This window comes from Kitasatospora sp. NPDC058492, assembly GCF_042720685.1.
Lineage (GTDB): Bacteria > Actinomycetota > Actinomycetes > Streptomycetales > Streptomycetaceae > Kitasatospora.
Map to the genome: position 1 here is coordinate 29,931 of NZ_JBHXMU010000027.1, position 26,154 is coordinate 56,084.

Here is a 26,154-nt window from a genome sequence, read left to right on the forward strand (position 1 = left end):
TCGATCTTGTGTACTGGTTAGGCTTTCAAATGTTCGCAAGGTTAAAGTCGGTTCCATGCATGCCTGGCCCGCCTCCGAGGTTCCCGCCCTGCCTGGTCAGGGGCTCCCCCTCCGTATCTTCGACACCGCAGCGGGCACGGTCCGCGAGGTCGTGCCGCAGGACGGCACTGCCCGGATCTACGTCTGCGGCATCACCCCCTACGACGCGACCCACATGGGCCACGCCGCCACCTACAACGCCTTCGACCTGGTGCAGCGCGTGTGGAAGGACGCCGGCCACGACGTCCTGTACGTCCAGAACGTCACCGACGTGGACGACCCGCTGCTGGCCCGGGCGGTCGAGACCGGTCAGGACTGGGTGGCCCTCGCCGAGCGCGAGACGGCCCTGTTCCGCGAGGACATGACCGCCCTGCGGCTGCTCCCGCCGGCCCACTACATCGGCGCCGTCGAGTCGATCCCGTGGATCGTCCCGCTGGTCCAGAAGCTGCTCGCCGGCGGCGCCGCCTACCAGGTGGACGGCGACATCTACTTCTCGGTCGAGTCCGACCCCCGCTTCGGCCAGGTCTCCGGCCTCGACCAGGAGGCCATGCGCCCGGTCTTCGCCGAGCGCGGCGGAGACCCGGACCGCCCGGGCAAGCGCCACCCGCTGGACGCCCTGCTCTGGCTCGCCGCCCGCCCGGGCGAGCCCGCCTGGGAGACCGAACTCGGCCACGGCCGCCCCGGCTGGCACATCGAGTGCGTCGCCATCGCGCTGCAGTACCTCGGCATGTCCTTCGACATCCAGGGCGGCGGCAGCGACCTCTCCTTCCCGCACCACGAGATGGGCGCCTCGCACGCCCAGGTCGCCACCGGCGCCCACCCGTACGCCAAGGCGTACGTGCACGCCGGCATGGTCGGCCTGGACGGCCACAAGATGTCCAAGTCCCGCGGCAACCTGGTCTTCGTCTCGGCGCTGCGCCGTGAGGGCGTCGACCCGGCGGCGATCCGCCTGGCGCTGCTCTCGCGCCACTACCGCGAGGACTGGGAGTGGACCAAGGCGACCCTGGACGAGGCCGTCGAGCGCCTCGCCCGCTGGCGGGCCGCGGTCTCCCGGCCGGACGGCCCGGCCGCCGAGCAGCTGCTCGACGAGGTCCGTACGGCGCTCGCGGACGACCTGGACGCGCCCGCCGCGCTGGCCGCCGTCGACCGCTGGGCCGAGCGGCAGGAGGCCGGGGGCGGCACCGACATGGGTGCGCCCGGCCTGGTCAGCCGCACCGTGGACGCCCTGCTGGGCGTCGCACTCTAGAGCCCTCCCTCAACACGCCGAAGGGGCGTCCGGACCAGGTGTCCTGACGCCCCTTCGGCGTTGTCCGGGGCGGGCCCCGGGGCGGCGGCTACTCCTCGTCGCCGTCCTGGCTCTCCCGGGCCGCGCCCGGGGCCTCCGGCTCGGCCGGCCGCTCCGCCGTGGCGTGCCCGGCCACCGGCTTCTCGCCGGTCGGCCCGACGTTCTCCCGGCGGCGCAGGTAGCGCTCGAACTCGCGGGCGATCGCGTCGCCGGAGGCCTCCGGCAGCTCCGCGGTGTCCTGCGCCTCCTCCAGCTGCTGGACGTACTCGGCCACCTCGCTGTCCTCGGCGGCCAGCTGGTCCACGCCCAGCTGCCAGGCCCGGGCGTCCTCGCCGAGCTCGCCCGGCGGGATGCGCAGGTCCAGCAGGTCCTCCAGCTTGTTGACCAGGGCCAGCGTCGCCTTGGGGTTCGGCGGCTGCGCGACGTAGTGCGGCACGGCCGCCCAGAGCGTCACGGCCGGGACCCCGGCGTGCGTGCAGGCCTCCTGGAGCACCCCGACGATGCCGGTCGGGCCCTCGTAGCGGCTCTCCTCCAGGTCCAGCCGGCGGGCCAGCTCCGGGTCGGAGGTGACGCCGCTGACCGGCACCGGGCGGCTGTGCGGGGTGTCGCCGAGCAGCGCGCCCAGGATCACCACCAGCTCGATGCCGAGCTCGTGCGCGAAGCCGAGCAGCTCGTTGCAGAACGAGCGCCAGCGCATGCTCGGCTCGATGCCGCGCACCAGGACGACGTCCCGGGTGGTCGGCTCGGTCACCCGGATCACCGAGAGCCTGGTGGTCGGCCAGGTGATCCGGCGGATGCCGCCGTCCAGCCAGACCGTGGGCCGGTTGACCTGGAAGTCGTAGTAGTCCTCCGCGTCCAGGGCGGCGATCACCTTGCCGCCCCAGGTGTCGTCCAGATGTGCCAGAGCCGCGGAGGCGGCGTCGCCCGCGTCGTTCCAGCCCTCGAAAGCGCAGACCATCACCGGGTCGATCAACTCGGGAACATCTTCCAGCTCGATCACCCAGCGTCTCCCTCCGGTCGGCGGTCGAACCTGCGCCGCCTCGGCTGGCCTGCCGGGGCGCCGACGGGTCGGCTGCCGACTGTCGAACCTCTCGTCACCCATGGAACGCCTCGCCCCATGGTCCCTACCTGCCCAGCCTACGGGCTTTGATGCGCACCGCGGCCGGGCACCGGGACAGTCTGGGGGAGCGTGCCGCCCCGATCCAGCGGATATCCGGACCGTCCGAGCTGACGATCCGTCAGCTCCTCCGGGGTGGGTGCGGACGGTGTCCGAGCGGCGACGCGGCGCGACGGCACGCCCTCTCTGCGCACACCCTTCCCGCACGCACCCTTCCCGAGGGCGCCCCTCCCGCGCTCGCCGCCGGAACCCCTCAGGCGTCCACCCACCCGCGCCGGTACGCCGCCCAGTGCTCCGGGGTGGCGGCGAAGTCCACGTACAGCGCGACGCCGAAGTTCCGCCGCCCCGGATCCTGGCGGCCCAGGCCCAGCCGGACGCCCCGGACGGCGGCCGGCACGGTCTCGGCGTCACCCCGATGGCCGTGCCGGTCGTCCCAGAAGAACGGCAGGCCGATCAGCAGGTCCACCCCGGCCGGGGTGGCCTCCAGCGCCAGTTCGGTCTGCAGGGCGACGTAGCCGCCGAACAGCGGCTCGGTCGGCATGCTGGTGTCGTACGCCATCACGGCGACCTGGTCGACCCGGCGGGCGGTCTCGGTGAAGTACGCCTGGTCCCACCACTTGCCGTGGTCGGTGAGCAGGATCCCGGCGGTGTGCAGGCCGGGCACCGGGTCGAGCTGGGGGACCGCCACCGAGAGCGCCGCGCCGCGCCCGGCCGTGACCGGGCGGACCTGGTCGAGCAGGGCCAGCCAGCCGGCGCTGCCGGGCCGGATCGGCTCCATGTCGAAGTGCACGCCGTCGAAGCCGAGGTCCAGGACCTGCCGGGCGGAGGCGGTGACCCGGTCCCGGGTGGGGGCGTCCTCCAGGTCCAGGGCGTCCTTCTCCGGCTTGACCTCGTCGCCCAGCCAGCTCTGCACCCGGACGTCCGGCAGCGCCCGGTGCACCGCGTCGGTGAACCAGCGGCCCCGGGGGTGGACGGCGGGCGGCAGCGAGCCGTCGTGTTCCAGCGGGCCGGTGTGCACGTACAGGTCGCGGACGCCGGTGCCGGCCAGCTGTCGCACCAGCGCGGCGACGTCGGCCTCGCCCTTGCGGCCGTCCACCCAGGCGTGGCCGAGCCAGAGCGCGTCCCGGCCGCGGGTGCGGGCCTCGGCGGACGGGTCGCCGGTGTAGTGCAAGCGGATCGCGACGAAGGCGGAGCCGAGCGCGGCCGCCGGTACGGCCGCCGCGAGGCCCAGTGCCAGCAGCGCCCGGCGCCACCAGGACCAGCTCCGCCAGCGCTCGCGCAACGCCCGGAACGGGGCCGCCAGGGCCCCCGTGACGCGTCGCGCGACGGTCGGGAATCGGCCCACGCGGTTGCTCCCCCCTTGCGGTCGAACGCTCAGGATACGGAATGCGACCGCAGGCCGGGGCGCGGGCCGGATACCCTGGCCACGTGCGGGCCCGAGTAAGCGGGCCCGCAAAGCCGACAGCCGTCGCACCAGGGAGAAGCCCCATGGCCACTGCAGCCAATCCGTCCATCACTCAGCAGAGCCGCGCGAACGCGTTGCGTGAAGCGCTCGCCACCCGGGTGGTGGTCGCCGACGGTGCGATGGGCACCATGCTCCAGGCACAGGATCCGACGCTGGAGGACTTCCAGAACCTGGAGGGCTGCAACGAGGTCCTCAACGCCACCCGGCCGGACATCGTGCGCTCCGTCCACGAGGCCTACTTCGGGGTCGGCGTGGACTGCGTCGAGACCAACACCTTCGGCGCCAACTTCTCCGCACTCGGCGAGTACGAGATCGCGGAGCGCATCTTCGAGCTGTCCGAGTCGGGCGCCCGGATCGCCCGCGAGGTGGCCGACGCCCACGCCGCCGACGGCCGCACCCGCTGGGTGCTCGGCTCGATCGGCCCCGGCACCAAGCTGCCCACCCTCGGCCACGCCCCGTACGAGACGCTGCGCGACGGCTTCCAGCAGAACGCGGCCGGCCTGATCGCGGGCGGCGCCGACGCGCTGCTGGTCGAGACCAGCCAGGACCTGCTGCAGACCAAGGCCGCCATCCTGGGCTCCAAGCGCGCCCTCGCCGAGGCCGGGCTGGACCTGCCGGTGCTGGTGCAGGTGACCGTGGAGACCACCGGCACCATGCTGCTCGGATCCGAGATCGGCGCCGCACTGACGGCCCTGGAGCCGCTCGGCGTCGACTACATCGGCCTCAACTGCGCCACCGGCCCGGCCGAGATGAGCGAGCACCTGCGCTACCTGGCCAAGAACGCGCGGATCGGCCTGTCCTGCATGCCGAACGCGGGCCTGCCGGTGCTCGGCAAGGACGGCGCCCACTACCCGCTCTCCCCGGCCGAACTGGCCGACGCGCACGACGTGTTCACCCGCGAGTACGGCCTCTCGCTGGTCGGCGGCTGCTGCGGCACCACGCCCGAGCACCTGCGCCAGGTGGTCGAGCGGGTGCAGGGCCGGCCGGTCACCCCGCGCACCCCGCAGCCGGAGTCCTCGGCGTCCTCGCTGTACCAGGCGGTGCCGTTCCGCCAGGACACCTCGTACCTGGCGATCGGCGAGCGCACCAACGCCAACGGCTCGAAGAAGTTCCGCGAGTCGATGCTGGCCGGCGACTGGCAGGCCTGCGTGGAGATCGCCCGCGACCAGATCCGGGACGGCTCGCACCTGCTGGACCTCTGCGTGGACTACGTCGGCCGCGACGGCGTCGCCGACATGAAGGAGATCGCCGGCCGGCTGGCCACCGCCTCCACCCTGCCGATCGTGCTGGACTCCACCGAGCCGCAGGTGCTGCGGGCCGGCCTGGAGGCGCTCGGCGGCCGCGCGGTGCTCAACTCGGTCAACTACGAGGACGGCAACGCCCCGGACTCGCGCTTCGGCCGGATCGCCTCGCTGGCCCGCGAGCACGGCGCCGGCCTGATCGCGCTGACCATCGACGAGGAGGGCCAGGCCCGCACCGCCGACAAGAAGGTCGAGATCGCCGAGCGGCTGATCACCGAGCTGACCGCCGACTACGGCGTCGACGAGGGCTCGATCCTGGTGGACTGCCTCACCTTCACCCTGGCCACCGGCCAGGAGGAGTCCCGCCGGGACGGCATCGAGACCATCGAGGCGATCCGCGAGCTCAAGCGCCGCCGCCCGGCCGTGCAGACCACGCTGGGCCTGTCCAACATCTCCTTCGGCCTCAACCCGGCCGCCCGGGTGGTGCTGAACTCGGTCTTCCTGCACGAGTGCGTGGAGGCCGGCCTGGACTCGGCGATCGTGCACGCCTCCAAGATCCTGCCGATCTCCCGGATCCCCGAGGACCAGCGCGAGGCCGCCCTCGACCTGGTCTACGACCGCCGCCGGGACGGCTACGACCCGCTGCAGCACCTGCTGGAGCTGTTCGACGGCGTCTCCTCGGCCTCGGTCAAGGCGTCCAAGGCGGAGGAGCTGGCCGCGCTGCCGCTGGACGAGCGCCTGCAGCGCCGGATCATCGACGGCGAGCGCAAGGGCCTGGAGGCCGACCTGGACGAGGCGCTGGCCGGTCGGCCCGCGCTGGAGATCATCAACGACACCCTGCTGTCCGGCATGAAGGTGGTCGGCGAGCTGTTCGGCTCCGGCCAGATGCAGCTGCCCTTCGTGCTCCAGTCCGCCGAGGTGATGAAGACCGCGGTGGCCCACCTGGAGCCGTACATGGAGAAGTCCGACAGCGAGGGCAAGGGCACCATCGTGCTGGCCACCGTCAAGGGCGACGTCCACGACATCGGCAAGAACCTGGTGGACATCATCCTGTCCAACAACGGCTACAACGTGGTCAACCTGGGCATCAAGCAGCCGGTCTCGGCGATCCTGGACGCCGCGCAGGAGCACAAGGCGGACGTCATCGGGATGTCCGGCCTGCTGGTGAAGTCCACCGTGATCATGAAGGAGAACCTGGAGGAGCTCAACCAGCGCAAGCTGGCCGCGAGTTACCCGGTGATCCTGGGCGGCGCCGCGCTCACCCGGGCCTACGTCGAGCAGGACCTGCACGAGATCTACGAGGGCGAGGTCCGCTACGCCCGGGACGCCTTCGAGGGCCTGCGGCTGATGGACGCGCTGATCGCGGTCAAGCGCGGCGTGCCCGGCGCGAGCCTGCCGGAGCTCAAGCAGCGCCGGCACGCCCGGGTCGAGGTGGTGGAGGAGCCGGAGGTCAACCTCGGCCAGATCCGCTCGGACGTCACCGTCGACAACACCGTGCCGACCCCGCCGTTCTGGGGCGACCGGATCGTCAAGGGCATCCCGTTCGCCGACTACGCCTCCTGGCTGGACGAGGACGCGCTGTTCAAGGGCCAGTGGGGCCTGAAGGCGGCCCGCAGCGGCGAGGGGCCCTCGTACGAGGAGCTGCTGGAGACCGAGGGCCGGCCGCGGCTGCGGATGTGGCTGGACCGGCTGCAGACCGAGGGCTGGCTGGAGGCGGCCGTGGTCTACGGCTACTACCCGGCCAACTCCAAGGGCGACGACCTGATCGTCTTCCACGAGGACGGCACCGAGCGCACCCGCTTCACCTTCCCCCGCCAGCGGCGCGGGCGCCGGCTCTGCCTGGCCGACTTCTTCCGCCCGGAGGAGACCGGCGTGCGGGACGTGGTCGGCCTCCAGGTGGTCACCATGGGCAACCGGATCTCGGAGGCGGCGAACGAGCTGTTCGCCGACAACTCCTACCGCGACTACCTGGAGCTGCACGGCCTGTCGGTGCAACTGGCCGAGGCGCTGGCCGAGTTCTGGCACGCCCGGGTCCGCTACGAGCTGGGCTTCTCCGGCGAGGACCCGCAGGACGTCAAGGACATGTTCGCGCTCAAGTACCGGGGCGCCCGCTTCTCCCTCGGCTACGGGGCCTGCCCGGAGCTGGAGGACCGCGCCAAGATCGCCGAGCTGCTGAAGCCCGAGCGGATCGGCGTGGTGCTCTCCGAGGAGTTCCAGCTGCACCCGGAGCAGTCCACCGACGCGATCGTCATCCACCACCCGGAGGCGAAGTACTTCAACGCCCGGTAACCCGGGCGCCTCGTTCCGTTCGCTCTTTTCGGGCGAACCGGGCGTATCCTGGATGATCCTGAACGGGCCGGTCCGCTCACCAGCGGGCCGGCCCGCGCCATCCCCGGGGGGCGCTCGAACGCGCCCGGGGGGTACCGACGGAAGGACTCCCGCCATGACCACCTCCACCGCCGCACGGATCCTCGACCACGGGGACGGCCGCGGCCTGCAGGCGGTGCTGCTGGACATGGACGGGACGCTGGTGGACACCGAGGACTTCTGGTGGCAGGCCGAGGTCACCCTGTTCGCCGAGCTGGGCCACGCGCTGACCGACGAGGACCGGGCCCAGGTGGTCGGCGGTCCGATGACGCGGGTGATCGACTACCTGGTCGGCACCACCGGGGTGGACCTCGCTCCGGCGGACCTGACGGTGCTGATCAACCAGCGCTTCGTCGACCTGCTGGCGGGCGGCGTGCCGCTCATGCCGGGCGCCGAACGCCTCCTCAACACCCTGGCCGCACACGGGATTCCGGCCGTCCTGGTGACCGCCTCGCACCGGCACGTGGTGGACATCGTGCTGCGCTCGCTGGGCTCCCACCACTTCGCCTTCACGGTCGCCGGGGACGAGGTGCCGCGCACCAAGCCGCACCCGGACCCGTACCTGGAGGCGGCCCGGCGGCTGGGCGCGGACCCGGCCCGCTGCGTGGTGGTCGAGGACGCGCCGACCGGGGTGCGGGCGGCCGAGGCGGCGGGCTGCCCGGTCATCGCCGTGCCCTCGGTGGCGCCGATCGAGCCGGCCCCGGGGCGGCTGGTGCGCTCCTCGCTGGAGCGGGTCGATCTTGAACTGCTGCGCTCGCTGGTCACTTCGCGGGTGTGATTGTCATCTCATTGCGAGGGTGGTCTACTCGCCGGTAAGCGGCCGGATCCGGCCGCCACCGACGCCCGCCCGGGGAGAAAAAGGGCATTGCCTGACAACTCGTCGGGTGTTTCGCGATGCCCTCAACCACCGTGTCCCAAACGTCATCTGCACGGGTATCGGTCGTGCGTGTTCGATATGGCACGCTACTCCAGTTCGTTCCCCTCCCTCGCGCCCTGCCACCGCCGACGACGGGCAACCCCGTCCCGCCCGCGGTCGTACGGGCGCCAGGCCCGCGCACGCCTTCCGCACCCGGAGCGCCCTCGACGCGGGCCGCCGGCCCCGGTCGGACCGCACCCAGAAGGACGCGCCCCGTGAAGACTTCAGCTGAACGCCTGGCAGTACTCGGCTGCGCCGGTCTTGTCGCCGTGACGGCGGCAGGCTGCGGATCGGTCACCGACGCCGTCAAGGGGGACGGCGGCAAGCCGATCGTCATGGGCACCACCCAGCTCACCGGCGTGCTGGACCCGGCCGCCGCCTACGACTCCGGCTCCTGGCTGCTGCTGCGCAACACCTTCCAGTCGCTGCTCACCTTCCCGGCCGCCTCCAGCGCCCCCTCCCCGGACGCCGCGCAGTCCTGCGAGTTCACCGCGGGCGACGCCACCCAGTACCACTGCACCATGCGGACCGGCCTGAAGTTCTCCAACGGCCACCCGCTGACCGCCGCCGACGTGGTGTTCTCGATCGAGCGCACCAAGAAGATCAACGACCAGAACGGCGCGGCCCCCCTGCTCTCCTCGATCAGGAGCGTCGAGGCCAAGGGCGACACCGAGGTGGTCTTCCACCTCTCCACGCCCGACGCCACCCTGCCGGCCAAGCTGGCCGGCCCGGCCGGCGCCATCCTCGACCACCAGGCCTACCCGGCCGACAAGGTCGTCCCCAACGACAAGCTGATCGGCTCCGGCCCGTACCGCTTCGAGACGGTCGAGGTCATGGGCGGCAACGGCGACACCGCCAAGCAGCTGGGCAAGGTCGTCCTGGTGCCCAACGACAAGTACAACGGCGAGGCCAAGCTCCGGAACAGCAAGTTCACCGTCCGGTACTTCGACAAGCCCGCCGACCTGAAGGCCGCGCTGGACAAGGGCGACGTCGACCTCACCGACAACAGCCTGGACCCGAACACCGCCGCCCAGATGCACTCCGACCAGCAGGGCGGCAAGACCGACCTCCAGGTCGTCGAGGGCGACAGCAACGACACCCGCTCGCTGGTCTTCAACACCAAGGACCCGGTCGCCGGCAACGTCGCCGTCCGCCAGGCCGCCGCCCAGCTGCTCGACCGCAAGTCGCTCGCCCGCGACGTCTTCGCCCGGACCGTCCAGCCGCTGTACGCGATGGTCCCGGCCGGCGTCACCGGCCACACCACGGCCTTCTTCGACCGCTACGGCGACCAGGACAGCGGCAAGGCCAAGAAGATCCTCACCGACGCCAAGGTCCAGCTCCCGGTCAAGCTCACCCTCACCTGGTCGCGCTCGCGGGCCGGCAGCGCCGAGCCCGAGACCCTGAAGAAGCAGCTGGAGGCCGGCGGCCTGTTCCAGGTGACCGTCCAGACGGAGCCGGACTGGGACAAGTACCGGTCCGGCTGGTCCGAGGGCCGCTACCAGGCGTACCTCATCGGCTGGTTCGCCGACTACCCGGACCCGGACAACTACATCGCCCCGCTGCTCATCGACGGCGGCGCCTACCACCACGGCTGGGACGACCCGCGGATCAGCCAGAAGCTGGTGCCGGACGGCCTCAAGCAGGCCGACCGCAGCGCCGCGGTGGCCGGCTACGCCCAGATCCAGCAGATCGTCGCCGAGAACGCGCCGCTCATCCCGCTGTACCAGAACAAGGGCTTCTTCGCGTCGCGTTCGTACATCACCGGCGTCGAGTCGACCATCGACACCACCGGCGTGTTCCGCTTCTGGGAGATCAGCCGCAGCGCCGGCAAGTAGGCGACCGGACGACACCCCTCGACACGGCGGCCCGCCCGCCTTCCCCCTGGGTGCACGGGGAAGGCGGGCGGGCCGTCGGCACGTTCGGCCGGACAGGGCCTACACGCCCTACAGGGCGCCCGGGCGCACCAGCCCGCTCTCGTACGCGTACACCGCCGCCTGCACCCGGTCGCGCAGCTGGAGCTTGGTCAGCACATGGCCGACGTGCGTCTTCACGGTGGTCTCGCTGACGAACAGTTCGGCCGCGATCTCCGCGTTCGAGAGCCCGCGCGCCACCAGCTTCAGCACCTCCAGCTCACGCTCGGTCAGCGCGCTCAGCGCCTGCGGCGGCGCCTCCTCGCCCGAGGGCAGCTTGGTGGCGTACATGTCCAGCAGCCGGCGGGTGATGCTCGGCGCCAGCATCGCCGCGCCGTCCGCCACCACCCGGATCGCCTGCACCAGTTCCTCCGCCGGGACGTCCTTCAGCAGGAAGCCGCTGGCGCCCGCGCGCAGCGCCTCCACCACGTACTCGTCCAGGTCGAAGGTGGTCAGCACCAGCACCTTGGCCGGGCCGTCCCGCCCGGGGCCGGCGATCCTGCGGGTCGCCTCGACGCCGTCCATCCTGGGCATCCGGATGTCCATCAGCACCACGTCGGGCTGCAGCGCCCGCACCTGGTCCAGCGCCTGCTGACCGTCGCCGGCCTCACCGACCACCACCAGGTCGGACTCGGCCTCCAGGATCATCCGGAAACCGGTGCGCAGCAGCGGCTGGTCGTCGACCAGCAGCACTCGGATCGTCACTAGGACTCCTTGCTCATCTGATCCCCCGTGGGATCGTCTTCGTCAGACGTACGCGACAGCGGCAGCGGGTACGGCGGGGGAGTGCCGCCGAACTCCGGGCAACTGGCCTGGTGGTCGCACCAGTCGCAGAGGCGGTTGCGGGTCGCCGGGAACTCCCCGGTGGCCACCGCGTGGGTGATCCGCTCCCAGAGCGCCCGCAGCTTGCGCTCCACCGCGAGCAGGTCGGCCTCGTCCGGGTCGTAGCTGACCACGTCCCCGCCCCCGCCGAGGTAGACCAGCTGGAGCCGCTTGGGGACGACACCCTTCCAGCGCCACACCACGAGCGCGTAGAACTTCATCTGGAACATCGCCTTGCCCTCGAAGTCCCGCGAGGGCGCCCGGCCGGTCTTGTAGTCCACCAGCCGGACCTCGCCGCTCGGGGCGACGTCCACCCGGTCGATGTAGCCGCGCAGCAGCAGCCCCGACTCCAGGGCCGTCTCCACGTACAGCTCGCGCTCCACCGGGTGCAGCCGGGTCGGGTCCTCCAGCCGGAACCACTGGCCGACCAGCTTCTCGGCGTCCGCCAGCCAGCGGGCGAGCGCCGCGCCGTCCGGATCGTCCGGGAACAGCGAGCCCAGCTCCGGGCGCTCGCCCAGCAGCCGCTCCCACTGCGGGCGCAGCAGGCCCAGCGCCCGCTCCGGCGTCCGCTCGGTCGCGGGGCTGTCGAAGAGCCGCTCCAGCACCGCGTGCACCAGCGTGCCCCTGGTCGCCGCCGCGCTCGGCGGCTCGGGCAGCCGGTCGATCACCCGCAGCCGGTACAGCAGGGGACAGGTCAGGAAGTCCCCCGCCCGGGACGGGGACAGGCCGGTCGGGGGCGCCGCCGGGCGCGCCGGGGCCCCGGCGGCGCTGGTGGTGTCGGTCTGCTGCATGCCTCCGACCCTATTGCCCTTCGCTGTCATCCTGCTGCCACGGTGCTGCCACACCGCGCGGCACAGTGGGTATGAAGCCTGACAGAGGGCCGCACGCCACCGGAGGGCCGCGATCACGTAGCGTGGGCGCACCGGGGCACGACGGGGCAGACGACCGAAGGGATCACGGTGAGCGACAGCAGGGGGCAGCAGACCTCCGACCAGCCACCGCAGGACGACGGCGGCCGCCCGGCAGGGCGACCGCCGAGGCCGCCCGAGCGCGGCAGCGGCCTCCTGGTGGGCCGCCCCTTCGGCGTGCCCATCTACGTGACCCCCTCCTGGTTCGTCATCGCCGCGCTGATCACCTGGGTGTTCGGCGGCCAGCTCGGCGACGTCCTGCCGGACCTCGGCGCCGCCCGCTACCTGCTCGCGTTCTTCTTCGCGGTCGCCTTCTACGCCTCCGTCCTGGTGCACGAGCTCGCTCACACCCTGGTCGCGCTGCGCTACAGGCTCGGTGTACGGCGGATCCAGCTGCAGTTCTTCGGCGGCGTCTCCGAGATCGAGAACGAGGCCGAGAGCCCGTGGCGCGAGTTCTGGCTGGCCTTCGTCGGCCCGCTGCTCTCGCTGGTGCTCGGCGGCGTGTTCTACCTCGCGATGCAGGCCGTGGAGCTCTCCACGGTGCCCGGGGTGCTGCTCACCGGGCTGATGGTCTCCAACCTGGTGGTCGCCGCGTTCAACCTGCTGCCCGGCCTGCCGCTGGACGGCGGCCGGATGCTGCGCGCGGTCGTCTGGGCGATCAGCGGCAAGGCGATGACCGGTACGGTCGCCGCCGCCTGGGTCGGCCGGGCGCTGGCCGTCGTGGTGCTGATCGGCCTGCCGCTGTTCAGCGCCGCCCGCGGGATCGAGCGCACCACGACCGACACCCTGGTGGACGCGGTGCTGGCCGCCGTCCTCGCCGCGATCATCTGGAACGGCGCCACCGGGAGCCTGCGCAACGCCCGGCTCAAGGAGGTGCTGCCCGGCCTGCGGCTGCGCGAGCTCGCCCGCCGGACCGTCGAGGTCACCGCCGACACCCCGCTCGGCGAGGCGCTGCGCCGGGCCCGCGAGGCCCAGGCCGGCGCGGTCGTGGTGGTGGACGGCCGGGGCGACCCGATCGGCATCGTCCGCGAGTCCGCCGTCCGCGCGGTGCCCGAGCACCGCCGCCCGTGGGTCGCCGTCGGCCCGCTCGCCCGCGACCTCGAACCCGGCCTGCGGCTGGACGCCGACCTCGGCGGCGAGGACCTGCTGCGCGCCGTCCAGGCCACCCCGGCCGGGGAGTACCTGGTGGTCGAGGCGGACGGCCGGGTGTTCGGCGTCGCCGCGCTCACCGACATCGAGCAGCGCCTCACCGCCGCCGTCGCCGGCCGGTGATCACTCTGGTCGGGCGGACCGTCCGCTTCCCTTAGGATTGACCGCATGTCCGAACCGACCGGTGCCACCCGCCGACGCGGGCCCTTCCAGGTCGGGGACCAGGTCCAGCTGACCGACCCCAAGGGCCGCCACTACACGTTCACGCTCCAGGCCGGGAACCAGTTCCACACCCACAAGGGTGCGTTCCCGCACGACGAGCTGATCGGCGCCCCCGAGGGCACGGTCGTGCGCACCACGGGGAACGTCCCGTACCTCGCGCTGCGCCCCCTGCTCCCCGACTACGTCCTGTCCATGCCGCGCGGCGCCGCCGTGATCTACCCCAAGGACGCGGGGCAGATCCTGGCCATGGCCGACATCTTCGCCGGCGCCCGCGTCGTCGAGGCCGGTGTCGGCTCGGGCGCGCTCTCCACCTACCTGCTGCGCGCCGTCGGCGACACCGGCATGCTGGCCTCGTACGAGCGCCGGCAGGACTTCGCCGACATCGCCAAGGGCAACGTCGAGCGCTACTTCGGCGGGCCGCACCCGGCGTGGAAGCTCACCGTCGGCGACCTCCAGGACAACCTGGTCGAGGCCGACGTCGACCGCGTCATCCTCGACATGCTCGCCCCCTGGGAGTGCCTGGACGTCGCCTCCAAGGCGCTCGTCCCCGGCGGCCTGATCTGCTGCTACGTGGCCACCACCACGCAGATGTCCAAGACCGTCGAGGCACTGCGCGACCACGGCACCTTCACCGAGCCGCAGGCCTGGGAGACCATGGTCCGCACCTGGCACCTGGAGGGCCTGGCCGTCCGCCCGGACCACCGGATGATCGGCCACACCGGCTTCCTGCTCACCGCCCGCCGCCTCGCCGACGGCGTCGAGCCGCCGCTGCGCCGCCGCCGCCCGGCCAAGGGCGCGTACGGCGAGGACTACGACAACGGGGGCTCGGAGTCGACTCTGCGGGAGCGCGCCGCGGCCCGTGCCGCCGCCCGCGCCGTCGAGACCGAGCAGCCCGACCTGGGCTGACCGGGATCGCTTCCCAGGGGTGGTACGAGCCTGCTCGTGCCACCCCTCGGCACTTCGGCCGCCGGCGTGTGGGACGATGCTCGCGCACGCAGACCAGCTCCTGGGAGCACTGGAGGGGACGCCTGGTGGAGACCGCGGTCGGGACGACGGCTGGACAGCAGACACCGCGGGGCCGCACCGGGCCCGGGCACGCGCGCACCGCCCCCTGGCACTGGGCCCTGGCCCTGGCCGGCTGCGGCGCGGTGGTGGTCTCGGCCCTCGCCGCCGGCCCCGCCACCGGCACCCCGGTGCCCCTGCACGGCACTCCCAAGGCCCTCGGGGCGAGCGCCGCCCCCGACCCGGCCAAGGCCCAACTTCCGCTCGACTGCGGCCCGTTCCCGGTCGCGACGGCCATCAGCATGCCGGCCGACCTGGGCGACGGGCGGCCCGGCACGGTCGTCGCCGCGCACTGCGCGGCCGAGAACGGCACGCCGCCGGACGCCGTCTACCTGCTCGGCTTCGGCCCGGGCGAGCGCCCGGTGGTGCTGGCCACGCTCCTCTCCGAGCGCGAGAACCTCACCCTCGGCCGGCTCGCGCTGCGCTCCGACGGCGCCATCACCGGTCACGCGCAGGGGTATTCGAGCGACGAGGTGCCGCGCTTCCGCCCTGACATCTCACTCGACCTCACCTGGATGCGCAAGGGCGGCGGCTGGGAACGCTCCCAGACCGCCGCCCCGGTCAGCCAGACCTGAGGGGGAGGACGCGTCAGTCCGCGTCCGGCCCGTACACCTCGACCCGGTCGGTGACCCGGCGCACGTGGATGCAGTCGCCGGGGCACTCCTTCGCCGAGTCCACCACGTCCTGAAGGATCGTCAGCGGCACCGGGGCGGTCTGCCCGGGCTGCTGGCGCAGCTCGTCGTCCGGCCCCTTCACGTAGGCGAGGCCGTCGATGTCCAGCTCGAAGACCTCGGGTGCGTACTGCACGCAGATGCCGTCGCCGGTGCACAGATCCTGGTCGATCCACACCTCCAGCTGTTCGGCCGCCGTGGCCGTCTGCTCGGTTACCGACATGGTCCCCTGCCGTTTCTGTCCCGGGTCGCCCCTTTTCCGGGGGCAATCCCGCCATTCGTACAACGATCGGACCCAGGTGCCCGGTCGCGATCGGATATCACTTCGCTCGACGATACATCTGGCCCGCTTTGGGTGGTGAGCGGTGGGTATCCCCTTAGCAGAGGGGAAGCACGCTGGGGCGAAGATCGGACACGCCCGTTCCATCTTTCTTGATCTAGGGGTTTACGGACCCCTGGTCCCAGGTAGGGTCTGGAAGCGTCCAGCTCCCCGGAGGAGGTGAGGACCGTGGCAGCCCACGATGACGACTACAACCGCAGCACCGGCAGGCCCGCTCGTGGTTCCGACGAGGCCGCTCAGGTCTCGTTCCTTGAGCAGGAAATCGCTGTGCTGCGCCGCAAGCTCGCCGACTCGCCGCGCAATTCGAGGATCCTCGAAGAGCGGATCGTCGAGCTCCAGACCAACCTGGCCGGAGTGTCCGCCCAGAACGAACGGCTCGCCTCCACCCTGCGAGAGGCCCGCGACCAGATCGTGGCCCTCAAGGAGGAAGTGGACCGGCTGGCACAGCCCCCGGCCGGGTTCGGCACCTTCCTCGAGGCCAACGAGGACGGCACCGCCGACATCTTCACCGGGGGGCGCAAGCTCCGCGTGAACGTCAGCCCCAACGTCGCCCTCGACGAACTGCGGCGCGGCCAGGAGGTGATGCTCAACGAGGCCCTCAACATCGTGGACGCGATGGCCTTCGAGCGCATCGGCGAGATCGTCACCCTCAAGGAGATCCTCGAGGACGGCGAACGCGCCCTGGTCGTCGGCCACACCGACGAGGAGCGGGTGGTGCGCCTCGCCGAACCGCTGCGCGAGCTCACCATCCGGGCGGGGGACGCCCTGCTGCTGGAGCCCCGCTCCGGCTACGTGTACGAGGTCGTGCCGAAGTCCGAGGTCGAGGAGCTGGTCCTCGAAGAGGTCCCGGACATCGACTACCGCCAGATCGGCGGACTGAGCAACCAGATCGAGCTGATCCGGGACGCGGTCGAGCTGCCCTACCTGCACGCCGACCTCTTCAAGGAGTACGAGCTGCGCCCGCCCAAGGGCGTGCTGCTCTACGGCCCGCCCGGCTGCGGCAAGACGCTGATCGCCAAGGCGGTCGCCAACTCGCTGGCCAAGAAGGTCGCCGAGGTCACCGGACGCCCCCAGGGGAAGAGCTACTTCCTCAACATCAAGGGCCCCGAACTGCTCAACAAGTACGTGGGCGAGACCGAGCGGCAGATCCGCCTGGTCTTCCAGCGGGCCCGGGAGAAGGCGAGCGAGGGCACGCCCGTCATCGTCTTCTTCGACGAGATGGAGTCGCTGTTCCGCACCCGCGGTTCCGGCGTCAGCTCGGACGTGGAGAACACCATCGTCCCGCAGCTGCTCGCCGAGATCGACGGTGTGGAGGGCCTGGAGAACGTCATCGTCATCGGCGCCTCGAACCGCGAGGACATGATCGACCCGGCGATCCTGCGGCCCGGCCGCCTGGACGTCAAGATCAAGATCGAGCGCCCGGACGCCGAGGCCGCGAGGGACATCTTCTCCAAGTACCTCAAGGAGTCGCTGCCGTTCCACCCGGACGACCTCAAGGAGCACGACGGCTCCCTGGGCACCACGGTGGCCGCGATGATCCAGTCGGTCGTGGAGCGGATGTACTCCGAGACCGAGGAGAACCGCTTCCTGGAGGTCACCTACGCCAACGGTGACAAGGAGGTCCTGTACTTCAAGGACTTCAACTCCGGCGCGATGATCCAGAACATCGTCGACCGCGCGAAGAAGATGGCCATCAAGGACTTCCTCGACCACGGTCAGCGCGGTCTGCGCGTCTCCCACCTGCTCGCCGCCTGCGTGGACGAGTTCAAGGAGAACGAGGACCTCCCGAACACCACCAACCCGGACGACTGGGCCCGCATCTCCGGCAAGAAGGGCGAGCGGATCGTCTTCATCCGCACGCTGGTCACCGGCAAGCAGGGCGCCGAGTCCGGCCGCTCGATCGACACTGTCGCCAACACGGGGCAGTACCTGTAAGCACACGGTGAGACCGGGCCGCCCGGCGGTCCCCGGAACAGCACGCACCCCGTCCGGCTGTGGCGCCTCGCGGCCCCGCAGCCGGACGGCGCGTCTCGGGGTCCGCCCGTCGGTACCGGGTTCTAGGCTCGACCCACCGATCGCGGGCAGAACGCCGGCGCCGGTGTTGTTCAGCGGTACGTCGGCGTGCTCCGCCCGTGGGGGGCGGCGCACCGGGCAAGGAGGGCCGCATGACCGTACGGCGCGTGATGGGCATCGAGACCGAGTACGGGATCTCCGTGCCCGGGCACCCCAACGCCAACGCCATGCTCACCTCGTCCCAGATCGTCAACGCGTACGCGGCGGCGATGCACCGGGCGCGGCGGGCCCGCTGGGACTTCGAGGAGGAGAACCCGCTGCGTGACGCCCGGGGCTTCGACCTGGCGCGCGAGGTGGCGGACGCCAGCCAGCTGACCGACGAGGACATCGGCCTGGCCAACGTCATCCTCACCAACGGGGCCCGGTTCTACGTGGACCACGCGCACCCCGAGTACAGCTCGCCAGAGGTCACCAACCCGCGCGACGCCGTGCTCTGGGACAAGGCCGGCGAGCGGATCATGGCGGCCGCCGCGCAGCGCGCGCTGGAACTGCCCAACGGGCAGAACATCCACCTGTACAAGAACAACACCGACAACAAGGGCGCCTCCTACGGCACCCACGAGAACTACCTGATGAAGCGGGCGACGCCGTTCGCCGACATCGTCCGCCACCTCACCCCGTTCTTCGTCTCCCGCCAGGTGGTCACCGGCGCCGGCCGGGTCGGCATCGGCCAGGACGGTTCGACGCACGGCTTCCAGATCAGCCAGCGGGCCGACTACTTCGAGGTCGAGGTCGGCCTGGAGACCACGCTCAAACGCCCGATCATCAACACCCGGGACGAACCGCACGCCGACGCGGAGAAGTACCGCCGGCTGCACGTGATCATCGGGGACGCCAACCTCTCCGAGATCTCCACCTACCTCAAACTGGGCACCACCTCACTGGTCCTGTCGATGATCGAGGACTCCTTCATCGCCTCCGACCTCGCCGTCGACCAGCCGGTGCGCACCCTGCACCGGGTCTCCCACGACCCCACGCTCAAGCACCTGATCACCCTGCGCAACGGGCGCAAACTCACCGCCGTCCAGCTCCAGCTGGAGTACTTCGAGCTGGCCCGTAAGTACGTCGAGGACCGCTTCGGCACCGACGCGGACGAGCAGACACTGGACGTGCTGGCCCGCTGGGAGGACGTCCTCGGCCGGCTGGAGCGCGATCCGATGTCGCTCTCCCGGCAACTGGACTGGATCGCCAAGCGGGAGATCCTGGAGGGCTACCGCAGCCGGGACGCCCTGGGGTGGGAGAACCCGCGGCTGCACCTGGTCGACCTCCAGTACAGCGACGTACGGCCCGACAAGGGCCTCTACAACCGGCTGGTGGCCCGTGGCCGGTTCGAGCGGCTGGTGACCGAGGCGGAGGTCGAGCGGGCCGTCTCCAAGCCCCCGGAGGACACCCGGGCGTACTTCCGCGGGCGCTGCCTCGAGCAGTACGCCGACCACGTCGCCGCGGCCTCCTGGGACTCGGTGATCTTCGACCTGCCGGGCCGGGACTCGTTGCAGCGGGTGCCCACGCTGGAGCCGCTGCGGGGCACCCGCAACCACGTCAAGGAGCTGCTGGACCGCTGTCGCACCGCGGAGGACCTGCTGCGGGTCCTCTCCGGCGGGTAACTTTTCGATCACCATGGGTGAACGTCCGCCGAATGGGAATCATCCGGGGTGGCAGCGGGTGTTGGACAGGAAGCGCCACCGGCAAACCGGGAGCAGCAGTCGCACCTTGTGTATAGGGTCGGTGCAGCAAGCAACGACCAAACCGTGCCAGAAGAATCGAGCGGGGTGAGGGAAATGGCGAGCAAGGACACCGGCGGCGGCCAGCAGCGGGCGAACCGCTCCTCCGAGGAGGTCGAGGAGCAGGCCGCGGAAACCCAGAATTCCGACGACCTCAAGGAGCGCCAGGAAAAGCTGAGCGACGACGTCGACGCGGTGCTGGACGAAATCGACGAGGTCCTCGAGTCGAATGCGGAGGATTTCGTCCGCGGATTCGTGCAGAAGGGCGGGCAATAGCTCGTCCCCGGCATTCGGGAATTCACGGTCGTGACCGTCGAGGGCGGTCGGGCGGCGAGGGCCGCCCGGCCGTCCGGCACCGGCCCCCTGCGCGCGTGGACAGTGATCTCCGGGCGGGTAGGGTGCGGGCAACGCGAGCTTCAAGCTACCTGGAAGGAATCGTGTGGAAGCCAACACTCGTGGCACCGGGCGTCTACCGGCTGCCTTCCTGACCCCGGGGTCCTCCTCCTTCGTGGACTTCCTCGCCGAGCACCGGCCGGAGCTGATCCCCGGCCACCGCGGGCTCCCCGCGGGGGCCGTGATCGAGGCCCCGCACGGGACCACCATCGTGGCCGCGGTGTTCGACGGCGGCGTGGTGATCGCCGGTGACCGCCGGGCGACGATGGGCAACGTGATCGCCCAGCGCGACATGGAGAAGGTGTTCCCGGCCGACGAGTACAGCGCGGTCGGCATCGCCGGCACCGCCGGCCTCGCCATCGAGATGGTCCGGCTGTTCCAACTGGAGCTGGAGCACTACGAGAAGATCGAGGGCGCGGTGCTCTCGCTGGAGGGCAAGGCCAACCGGCTCACCGCCATGATCCGGGGCAACCTGGGCATGGCGATGCAGGGCCTGGCGGTCGTCCCGCTGTTCGCCGGCTACGACCTGGACCTCGGCCGCGGCCGGATCTTCAACTACGACGTCACCGGCGGGCGTTCCGAGGAGCGCGGCTTCGCCGCCACCGGCTCGGGCTCGGTCTTCGCCCGCGGCTCGATGAAGAAGCTCTACCGCGACGGCCTGACGGCCGACCAGGCCGCCACGCTGGTCGTCCAGGCGCTGTACGACGCGGCCGACGACGACTCCGCCACCGGCGGCCCCGACCTCGCCCGCAAGATCTTCCCGATCGTCTCGCTGATCACCGAAGAAGGCTTCCGCCGGCTCACCGACGCGGAGGTCACCGAGATCGCGGTCGCGATCACCGACGAGCGCCGCTCGCACCCCAACGGCCCGCAGGCCCCGCTGCTCTAGCCATCACCTCTCAGGAAAGGGACGACCGCCGGTGTCGACACCGTTCTACGTCTCGCCCCAGCAGGCCATGGCGGACCGCGCGGAGTACGCCCGCAAGGGCATCGCGCGCGGCCGCAGCGTGGTCGTGCTCACCTACGCCGACGGCATCGTCTTCGTCGCGGAGAACACCTCCAGAGCGCTTCACAAGGTCTCCGAGATCTACGACAAGATCGCCTTCGCGGCGGTCGGCCGCTACAACGAGTTCGAGAACCTGCGCATCGGCGGCGTCCGCTACGCCGACCTGCGCGGCTACTCCTACGACCGGGCCGACGTCACCGCCCGGGGCCTGGCCAACGTCTACGCCCAGACGCTCGGCACCATCTTCTCCTCGGTCGGCGAGAAGCCCTACGAGGTCGAGCTGATCGTGGCCGAGGTCGGCCGCACCGCGGACGAGGACCAGATCTACCGCCTCACCCCGGACGGCTCGATCGTCGACGAGAAGAACTACGTCGTGGTCGGCGGCAACGCCGACTCGATCGGCAACTACCTGGGCCAGCGCCACCGGGCAGGGATGGGCCTCACCGAGGTGGTCCGGGCCGCCGTGGACTCGCTCGCCCGCGACCCCAACGGCGGCAGCCCGCGCGCCCTCACCCCGGAGCAGCTGGAGGTGGCCGTCCTCGACCGCCAGCGGTTCCAGCAGCGCAAGTTCAAGCGCATCCTGGGCAACCAGCTCGCCCGGCTGCTCGACGGCGACCAGTCCGCCGAGTCGGACGACGAGGACAACCCGGCGGACACCGCGCCGGAGTAGCAGTGCCTGCGGAGTCCCGTACGGCGGCCGGAAGGAGGCCGTACGGGACTCCGGTGCCCCTGCGGCGGCCCAGTCGTCGTGGAGGCGGTTTCGGACAGCTCCGACACAGAATGGAGTGCTCATGGACCGCCGGATTTTCGGGCTGGAGAACGAGTACGGCGTGACCTGCACGTTCCGCGGGCAGCGCAGGCTGTCGCCGGACGAGGTGGCGCGGTACCTGTTCCGCCGGGTCGTCTCCTGGGGCCGCAGCAGCAACGTCTTCCTGCGCAACGGCGCCCGGCTGTACCTCGACGTCGGCTCCCACCCCGAGTACGCCACCCCCGAGTGCGACGACGTGACCGAGCTGGTGACGCACGACAAGGCGGGTGAGCGGATCCTCGAAGGGCTCCTGGTCGACGCCGAGCGGCGGCTGCACGAGGAGGGCATCGCGGGGGACGTCTACCTGTTCAAGAACAACACCGACTCGGCCGGCAACTCCTACGGCTGCCACGAGAACTACCTGGTGGCCCGGCACGGCGAGTTCTCCCGGCTGGCCGACGTGCTGATCCCCTTCCTGGTGACCCGCCAGCTGATCTGCGGCGCCGGCAAGGTGCTGCAGACCCCGCGCGGCGCGGTCTACTGCGTCAGCCAGCGCGCCGAGCACATCTGGGAGGGCGTCAGCTCCGCCACCACCCGCTCCCGCCCGATCATCAACACCCGCGACGAGCCGCACGCGGACGCCGAGCGCTACCGCCGGCTGCACGTGATCGTCGGCGACTCCAACATGTCGGAGACCACGACGCTGCTCAAGGTCGGCGCCACCGACCTGGTGCTGCGGCTGATCGAGGCCGGCGTGGTGATGCGCGACCTCACCCTGGAGAACCCGATCCGGGCGATCCGCGAGGTCAGCCACGACCTCACCGGCACCCACCAGGTGCGGCTCGCCAACGGGCGCGAGGCCAGCGCGCTGGACATCCAGGAGGAGTACTACACCAAGGCGCTGGAGTTCGCCGACCGCAAGGGCATCAACACCGGCACCATCGGCCAGGTGCTCGAACTGTGGGGCCGGACCCTGGAGGCCGTCCGCACCGAGAACCTGGACCAGGTGGCCACCGAGATCGACTGGATCATGAAGTACAAGCTCATCGAGCGCTACCGCGAGAAGCACCAGATGAGCATGTCCAACCCGCGGGTGGCCCAGATCGACCTGGCGTACCACGACATCCACCGCCGGCGCGGCCTGTTCTACCTGCTCCAGGGCAAGGGCCAGGCGAAGCGGGTGACCACCGACCTCAAGACCTTCGAGGCCAAGTCCATCCCGCCGCAGACCACCCGGGCCCGGCTGCGCGGGGACTTCATCCGCCGGGCGCAGGAGCAGCGCCGGGACTTCACGGTGGACTGGGTGCACCTGAAGCTGAACGACCAGGCACAGCGCACGGTGCTCTGCAAGGACCCGTTCCGCTCGGTGGACGAGCGGGTGGAGAAGCTGATCGCCGGGATGTGACCCCCGAAGGGGATCCCAGGTTTGTGATCAAGGCGGTGTCCGGCCCCGGTGGTGTCTACCGGGGCCGGACACCGTCCGGGCATACGCTGTCCGTCGAAGTCAGGAGAGCCGACCTCGATCGACAGTTAGGACCACCGTGCGCCGCACCGCCGGTTTGCTACTCACCCTGCCCCTGCTGCTGGCGGTCGCCTGCAGCAGTTCGCCCAAGGCGGCCGGCCCGGCGACTCCGTCCGCGGCGAGCGCGCCTCCGACGGTGCCCGCGCCGGTCGGCGAGGCGTCGCCGATGCCCACGCTCTCGGAGGGCGGTTTCGGCAGCAAGGCCACCATCACCCTCCCGGAGGGCCAGCCCGGCGGCCAGTTCGTGGTGAACACCGTCAGCGAGGGCGAGCGGTCGACGGTCAACAAGGGCGACTGGGTGACGGTCAACTACACGGCGAAGGACTGGACCACCGGCAAGGACCTGCCCAGCTCGTACGACCCGAGCGGGAAGCCGCAGCTCTACCAGGCCGGCAGCGGACAGCTCGTGCCGGCGCTGGACCAGAGCGTGATCGGCAAGAAGATCGGCAGCCGGCTGCTGGTGGTTGCCCCGCCGGCGGCGGCCTTCGGCGAGCAGGGCAGCACCCAGCTCGGCGTCAACAAGGGCGACACCGTGGTGTTCGTCCTGGACATCATGGAGAGCCTGCCGCAGGACTCCACGCTGACCGGCGCCATGACCCCGCCGCCGGCGACGATGCCGCAGGTCAAGGACAACGGCAAGGCCCCGGTGACGATCACCGTGCCGGCCGGGCAGGCCGCGCCCACCGACCTGGAGCAGGCGGTGCTGATCAAGGGCGAGGGCAAGCAGGTCAAGAGCGGGCAGACCCTGGTGGTGCAGTACACCGGGGTGCTCTGGAACAACGGCCAGCAGTTCGACTCCTCCTGGACGCACGGGGGCGCGCAGGCGGTGCAGATCGGCACCGGCAGCGTGATCGAGGGCTGGGACAAGGCGCTGGTCGGCCAGACCGTCGGCAGCCGGATCCTGCTCGTGGTGCCGCCCGCGCTCGGTTACAAGGACCAGGCGCAGGGCTCGGTGCCGCCCAACTCGACGCTGGTCTTCGTGATCGACATCCTGGAAGCTGTTTAGGGAAGCCAGGGAAGCGGTTTAGGGCGGACACGCTCTAGGAAGTCCCCCCGGGGATTCCGTACGCTTGGGCGGACGCTCGTACAACGAAGCGTCCGCCCTCATCCTGAGCTGTCATACTGCCCTCGCACTGTGGCAGGCGCCGCCCGGCGTCGAGGTCCGGGGCGGACGGTGCGACGGCAGACCGGCAGTCAGCACGCCGGTCGCAGACCTGGAAGACCTCGTGGCGAGATGGATGGGGAGTCATGACTGAGAAGACGCCGAGCCCGGGCGGGGCCGACACCGCGGCGAACGACAGCTCCGCGGGTGACCCGGCCGCCTCGCGTCCCGGCGGCCCGCTCCCGGGGGACGGTGAGTCGATCGTCGTCCCGCCGTCGATCCTGAAGCAGCAGGCCGGCTGGGCGCAGCCCGGCGAGCAGCCGCGGGCCTCGGGCGGGACCAAGACGGACGACACCCCGCAGATCTTCGCCTCCACCGTGCGTCGGGGCGACACCTCGGAGGCCGGGTACGACGAGAACCCGCCCGGGGTGGGCCGGCTGGGCGTGATCCTCGGCACGGTGCTGGCCGTGCTGCTGGCCGGCAGCGCCGTGACGCTGTACCTGGTGAACAAGGACGGCAAGTCGGACACCGCCGCCAAGCCGGACGCCGCCAAGAGCGCGCCGCCCACGCCGACCGCCGACCCGGTGCCGCCGATCAAGGACAGCGCCAAGGTGCTGCCCACCGTCACCGGTGACTTCGGCAAGAAGGCCGAGATCCAGGTGCCGGGCGAGGCCTCCGACGGCTCCTTCGTGGTGAAGGTGCTGACCGAGGGCACCGGCCCCAAGGTGGACAAGAACTCCTGGACCTCGGTGGACTACACCGCCAAGGACTGGACCACCGGCAAGGACATCCCGAGCTCGTACGACAACAACGGCAAGCCGCAGATCTTCCAGGCCGGCACCGACGCGCTGATCCCGGCGCTGGACCAGGCCGTGGTCGGGAAGAAGGCCGGCAGCCGGGTCCTCGTGGTGGCCCCGCCGGCCGCCGCGTTCGGCTCCCAGGGCAAGGCCGACATGTCGATCGGGGCGAAGGACGACCTGGTCTTCGTGATCGACATCCGCAACGCCAACGCGCCCGACTCCGTGGTGAGCGGCACCGTCACGCCGCCGCCCGCGGACTTCCCGCAGGTCAAGGACAACGGCAAGAAGCCGGCCGAGATCACCCCGGTGGCCGGCGCGAAGGACCCGACCGAGCTGAAGTCGCACGTCCTGATCAAGGGCACCGGGCCGGCGGTGGAGAAGGGCGAGAAGGTCGTCGTCCAGTACACCGGCGCGCTGTTCAAGGACGGCAAGATGTTCGACTCCTCGCTCAGCAAGGGCCAGGCGTTCTCGTTCCCGGTAGGCGGTGGCCAGGTCATCCAGGGCTGGGACCAGGGCCTGGTGGGCCAGACCGTCGGCAGCCGGGTGGAGCTGGTGATCCCGGCCGCGCTGGCGTACGGCGACAAGGGCCAGGGCGACATCCCGCCGGGCGCGCCGCTGGTCTTCGTGGTGGACATCCTGGACGCCGGTCAGGGCTGATCCACTTTCGGGTGACAATGGTGTGCGTGTGACCTTCAGGTCCGGCCGCGTGGCCGGACCACCCCGGGCGGTGGGCGCCCGTACCGTGGTCCGGGAACGGACCGGGGGTGCGGGCGCCCGCCGCTTGGTCGTGACTGCAATGCGAAACGTGAGAAGAGGGACTGTGAGCGTCAACCTCAACGAGAAGCCCGAGATCGACTTCCCGATCGGCGACGCCCCGGCGGACCTGCAGATCCGCGACATCGTCGTCGGTGACGGCGATGAGGCCAAGTCGGGCCAGGTCGTCAAGGTCCGCTACGTCGGCGTGACCTTCGAGACCGGTGAGGAGTTCGACTCCAGCTGGAACCGGGGCACCGCCCCGTTCTCGTTCCCGCTGGGCGCCGGCCGCGTCATCAAGGGCTGGGACCGCGGTGTCGCCGGCATGAAGGTCGGCGGCCGCCGCGAGCTGACCATCCCGTCGCACCTGGCCTACGGCAACCAGTCGCCGACCCCGCTCATCCCGGCGGGCTCGACCCTGATCTTCGTCGTCGACCTGATCGGCGTCTGAGTCGTTCCACACCGTGGGGCGGGCCCCCCACCGGGGTGGGGCCCCCGGGGGGGGCGGGGGGGGGGGTTGGG

Annotated in this window: 21 protein-coding genes; 16 read left to right on the plus strand and 5 right to left on the minus strand. The window is 71.3% G+C overall.

Features of this window, described 5'->3' with window-relative positions; translation table 11 throughout:
• Positions 1-55: 55 nt before the first annotated feature.
• Entirely contained in the window at positions 56-1,285 is a 1,230-nt protein-coding gene (gene mshC, locus ACFWPI_RS19305) for a cysteine--1-D-myo-inosityl 2-amino-2-deoxy-alpha-D-glucopyranoside ligase (protein WP_380377650.1), read from the plus strand.
• Positions 1,286-1,373: 88 nt separating this feature from the next.
• Here mshC and ACFWPI_RS19310 read toward each other — a convergent pair whose 3' ends face one another.
• Together ACFWPI_RS19310 and ACFWPI_RS19315 are read right to left on the minus strand one after the other, a co-directional pair.
• Entirely contained in the window at positions 1,374-2,324 is a 951-nt protein-coding gene (locus ACFWPI_RS19310) for a PAC2 family protein (RefSeq protein ID WP_063346923.1), read from the minus strand.
• Between the two features lie 370 nt (positions 2,325-2,694).
• Entirely contained in the window at positions 2,695-3,786 is a 1,092-nt protein-coding gene (locus ACFWPI_RS19315) for a hypothetical protein (RefSeq protein WP_380377648.1), read from the minus strand.
• 143 nt (positions 3,787-3,929) lie between these two features.
• Here ACFWPI_RS19315 and metH point away from each other — a divergent pair, with 143 nt between their 5' ends.
• The 3 genes from metH to ACFWPI_RS19330 all read left to right on the plus strand — a co-directional run bounded on the left by metH (position 3,930) and on the right by ACFWPI_RS19330 (position 10,265).
• Positions 3,930-7,436 (plus strand): methionine synthase, encoded by a 3,507-nt coding sequence (gene metH / locus ACFWPI_RS19320; RefSeq protein WP_380377646.1) that lies wholly within the window; start codon positions 3,930-3,932, stop codon positions 7,434-7,436.
• A gap of 154 nt (positions 7,437-7,590) precedes the next feature.
• Positions 7,591-8,292 (plus strand): HAD family hydrolase, encoded by a 702-nt coding sequence (locus ACFWPI_RS19325; RefSeq protein WP_380377644.1) that lies wholly within the window; start codon positions 7,591-7,593, stop codon positions 8,290-8,292.
• A 353-nt stretch (positions 8,293-8,645) separates the two neighbouring features.
• Positions 8,646-10,265, plus strand: coding sequence for an ABC transporter substrate-binding protein (locus ACFWPI_RS19330; protein ID WP_380377642.1), 1,620 nt, complete (start codon positions 8,646-8,648; stop codon positions 10,263-10,265).
• Between the two features lie 108 nt (positions 10,266-10,373).
• Here the strand turns inward: ACFWPI_RS19330 and ACFWPI_RS19335 are convergent, their stop codons facing one another.
• Positions 10,374-11,045 (minus strand): response regulator transcription factor, encoded by a 672-nt coding sequence (locus ACFWPI_RS19335; RefSeq protein WP_063346919.1) that lies wholly within the window; start codon positions 11,043-11,045, stop codon positions 10,374-10,376.
• Positions 11,045-11,953, minus strand: a complete 909-nt coding sequence (locus tag ACFWPI_RS19340) for a RecB family exonuclease (RefSeq protein WP_063346918.1) — start codon at positions 11,951-11,953, stop codon at positions 11,045-11,047. Before ACFWPI_RS19340 ends, ACFWPI_RS19335 begins: the two co-directional genes overlap by 1 nt.
• A gap of 168 nt (positions 11,954-12,121) precedes the next feature.
• Here ACFWPI_RS19340 and ACFWPI_RS19345 point away from each other — a divergent pair, with 168 nt between their 5' ends.
• From ACFWPI_RS19345 to ACFWPI_RS19355, 3 genes are all read left to right on the plus strand, one after another.
• Positions 12,122-13,342 (plus strand): site-2 protease family protein, encoded by a 1,221-nt coding sequence (locus ACFWPI_RS19345; RefSeq protein WP_063346917.1) that lies wholly within the window; start codon positions 12,122-12,124, stop codon positions 13,340-13,342.
• A 45-nt stretch (positions 13,343-13,387) separates the two neighbouring features.
• Positions 13,388-14,347: a tRNA (adenine-N1)-methyltransferase gene (locus tag ACFWPI_RS19350; RefSeq protein ID WP_063346916.1), complete on the plus strand. Its 960-nt coding sequence runs from the start codon at positions 13,388-13,390 to the stop codon at positions 14,345-14,347.
• 125 nt (positions 14,348-14,472) lie between these two features.
• Entirely contained in the window at positions 14,473-15,078 is a 606-nt protein-coding gene (locus tag ACFWPI_RS19355; RefSeq protein WP_380380033.1) for a hypothetical protein, read from the plus strand.
• A gap of 13 nt (positions 15,079-15,091) precedes the next feature.
• Here the strand turns inward: ACFWPI_RS19355 and ACFWPI_RS19360 are convergent, their stop codons facing one another.
• Positions 15,092-15,397, minus strand: a complete 306-nt coding sequence (locus ACFWPI_RS19360) for a ferredoxin (RefSeq protein WP_063346915.1) — start codon at positions 15,395-15,397, stop codon at positions 15,092-15,094.
• A 285-nt stretch (positions 15,398-15,682) separates the two neighbouring features.
• On the opposite strand from ACFWPI_RS19360, the gene arc reads away from it, so the two are divergent.
• The 9 genes from arc to ACFWPI_RS19405 all read left to right on the plus strand — a co-directional run bounded on the left by arc (position 15,683) and on the right by ACFWPI_RS19405 (position 26,083).
• A complete protein-coding gene (gene arc, locus ACFWPI_RS19365; RefSeq protein WP_063346914.1) occupies positions 15,683-17,449 on the plus strand; it encodes a proteasome ATPase in 1,767 nt (588 codons plus the stop codon).
• Positions 17,450-17,679: 230 nt separating this feature from the next.
• Positions 17,680-19,191 (plus strand): depupylase/deamidase Dop, encoded by a 1,512-nt coding sequence (dop, locus tag ACFWPI_RS19370; RefSeq protein ID WP_208869055.1) that lies wholly within the window; start codon positions 17,680-17,682, stop codon positions 19,189-19,191.
• Between the two features lie 174 nt (positions 19,192-19,365).
• Positions 19,366-19,584, plus strand: a complete 219-nt coding sequence (locus ACFWPI_RS19375) for a ubiquitin-like protein Pup (RefSeq protein ID WP_031069167.1) — start codon at positions 19,366-19,368, stop codon at positions 19,582-19,584.
• Positions 19,585-19,747: 163 nt separating this feature from the next.
• On the plus strand, positions 19,748-20,590 hold the full coding sequence (gene prcB / locus ACFWPI_RS19380; RefSeq protein ID WP_380342771.1) for a proteasome subunit beta: 843 nt from the start codon (positions 19,748-19,750) through the stop codon (positions 20,588-20,590).
• 31 nt (positions 20,591-20,621) lie between these two features.
• A complete protein-coding gene (gene prcA, locus ACFWPI_RS19385) occupies positions 20,622-21,377 on the plus strand; it encodes a proteasome subunit alpha (protein ID WP_380380040.1) in 756 nt (251 codons plus the stop codon).
• 121 nt (positions 21,378-21,498) lie between these two features.
• On the plus strand, positions 21,499-22,860 hold the full coding sequence (gene pafA / locus ACFWPI_RS19390; RefSeq protein WP_063346911.1) for a Pup--protein ligase: 1,362 nt from the start codon (positions 21,499-21,501) through the stop codon (positions 22,858-22,860).
• Between the two features lie 136 nt (positions 22,861-22,996).
• Entirely contained in the window at positions 22,997-23,983 is a 987-nt protein-coding gene (locus ACFWPI_RS19395; protein ID WP_380380043.1) for an FKBP-type peptidyl-prolyl cis-trans isomerase, read from the plus strand.
• Positions 23,984-24,225: 242 nt separating this feature from the next.
• Positions 24,226-25,536, plus strand: a complete 1,311-nt coding sequence (locus tag ACFWPI_RS19400; RefSeq protein ID WP_380342778.1) for an FKBP-type peptidyl-prolyl cis-trans isomerase — start codon at positions 24,226-24,228, stop codon at positions 25,534-25,536.
• A gap of 163 nt (positions 25,537-25,699) precedes the next feature.
• Positions 25,700-26,083 (plus strand): FKBP-type peptidyl-prolyl cis-trans isomerase, encoded by a 384-nt coding sequence (locus ACFWPI_RS19405; RefSeq protein WP_063346909.1) that lies wholly within the window; start codon positions 25,700-25,702, stop codon positions 26,081-26,083.
• The last annotated feature ends 71 nt before the right edge of the window (positions 26,084-26,154 follow it).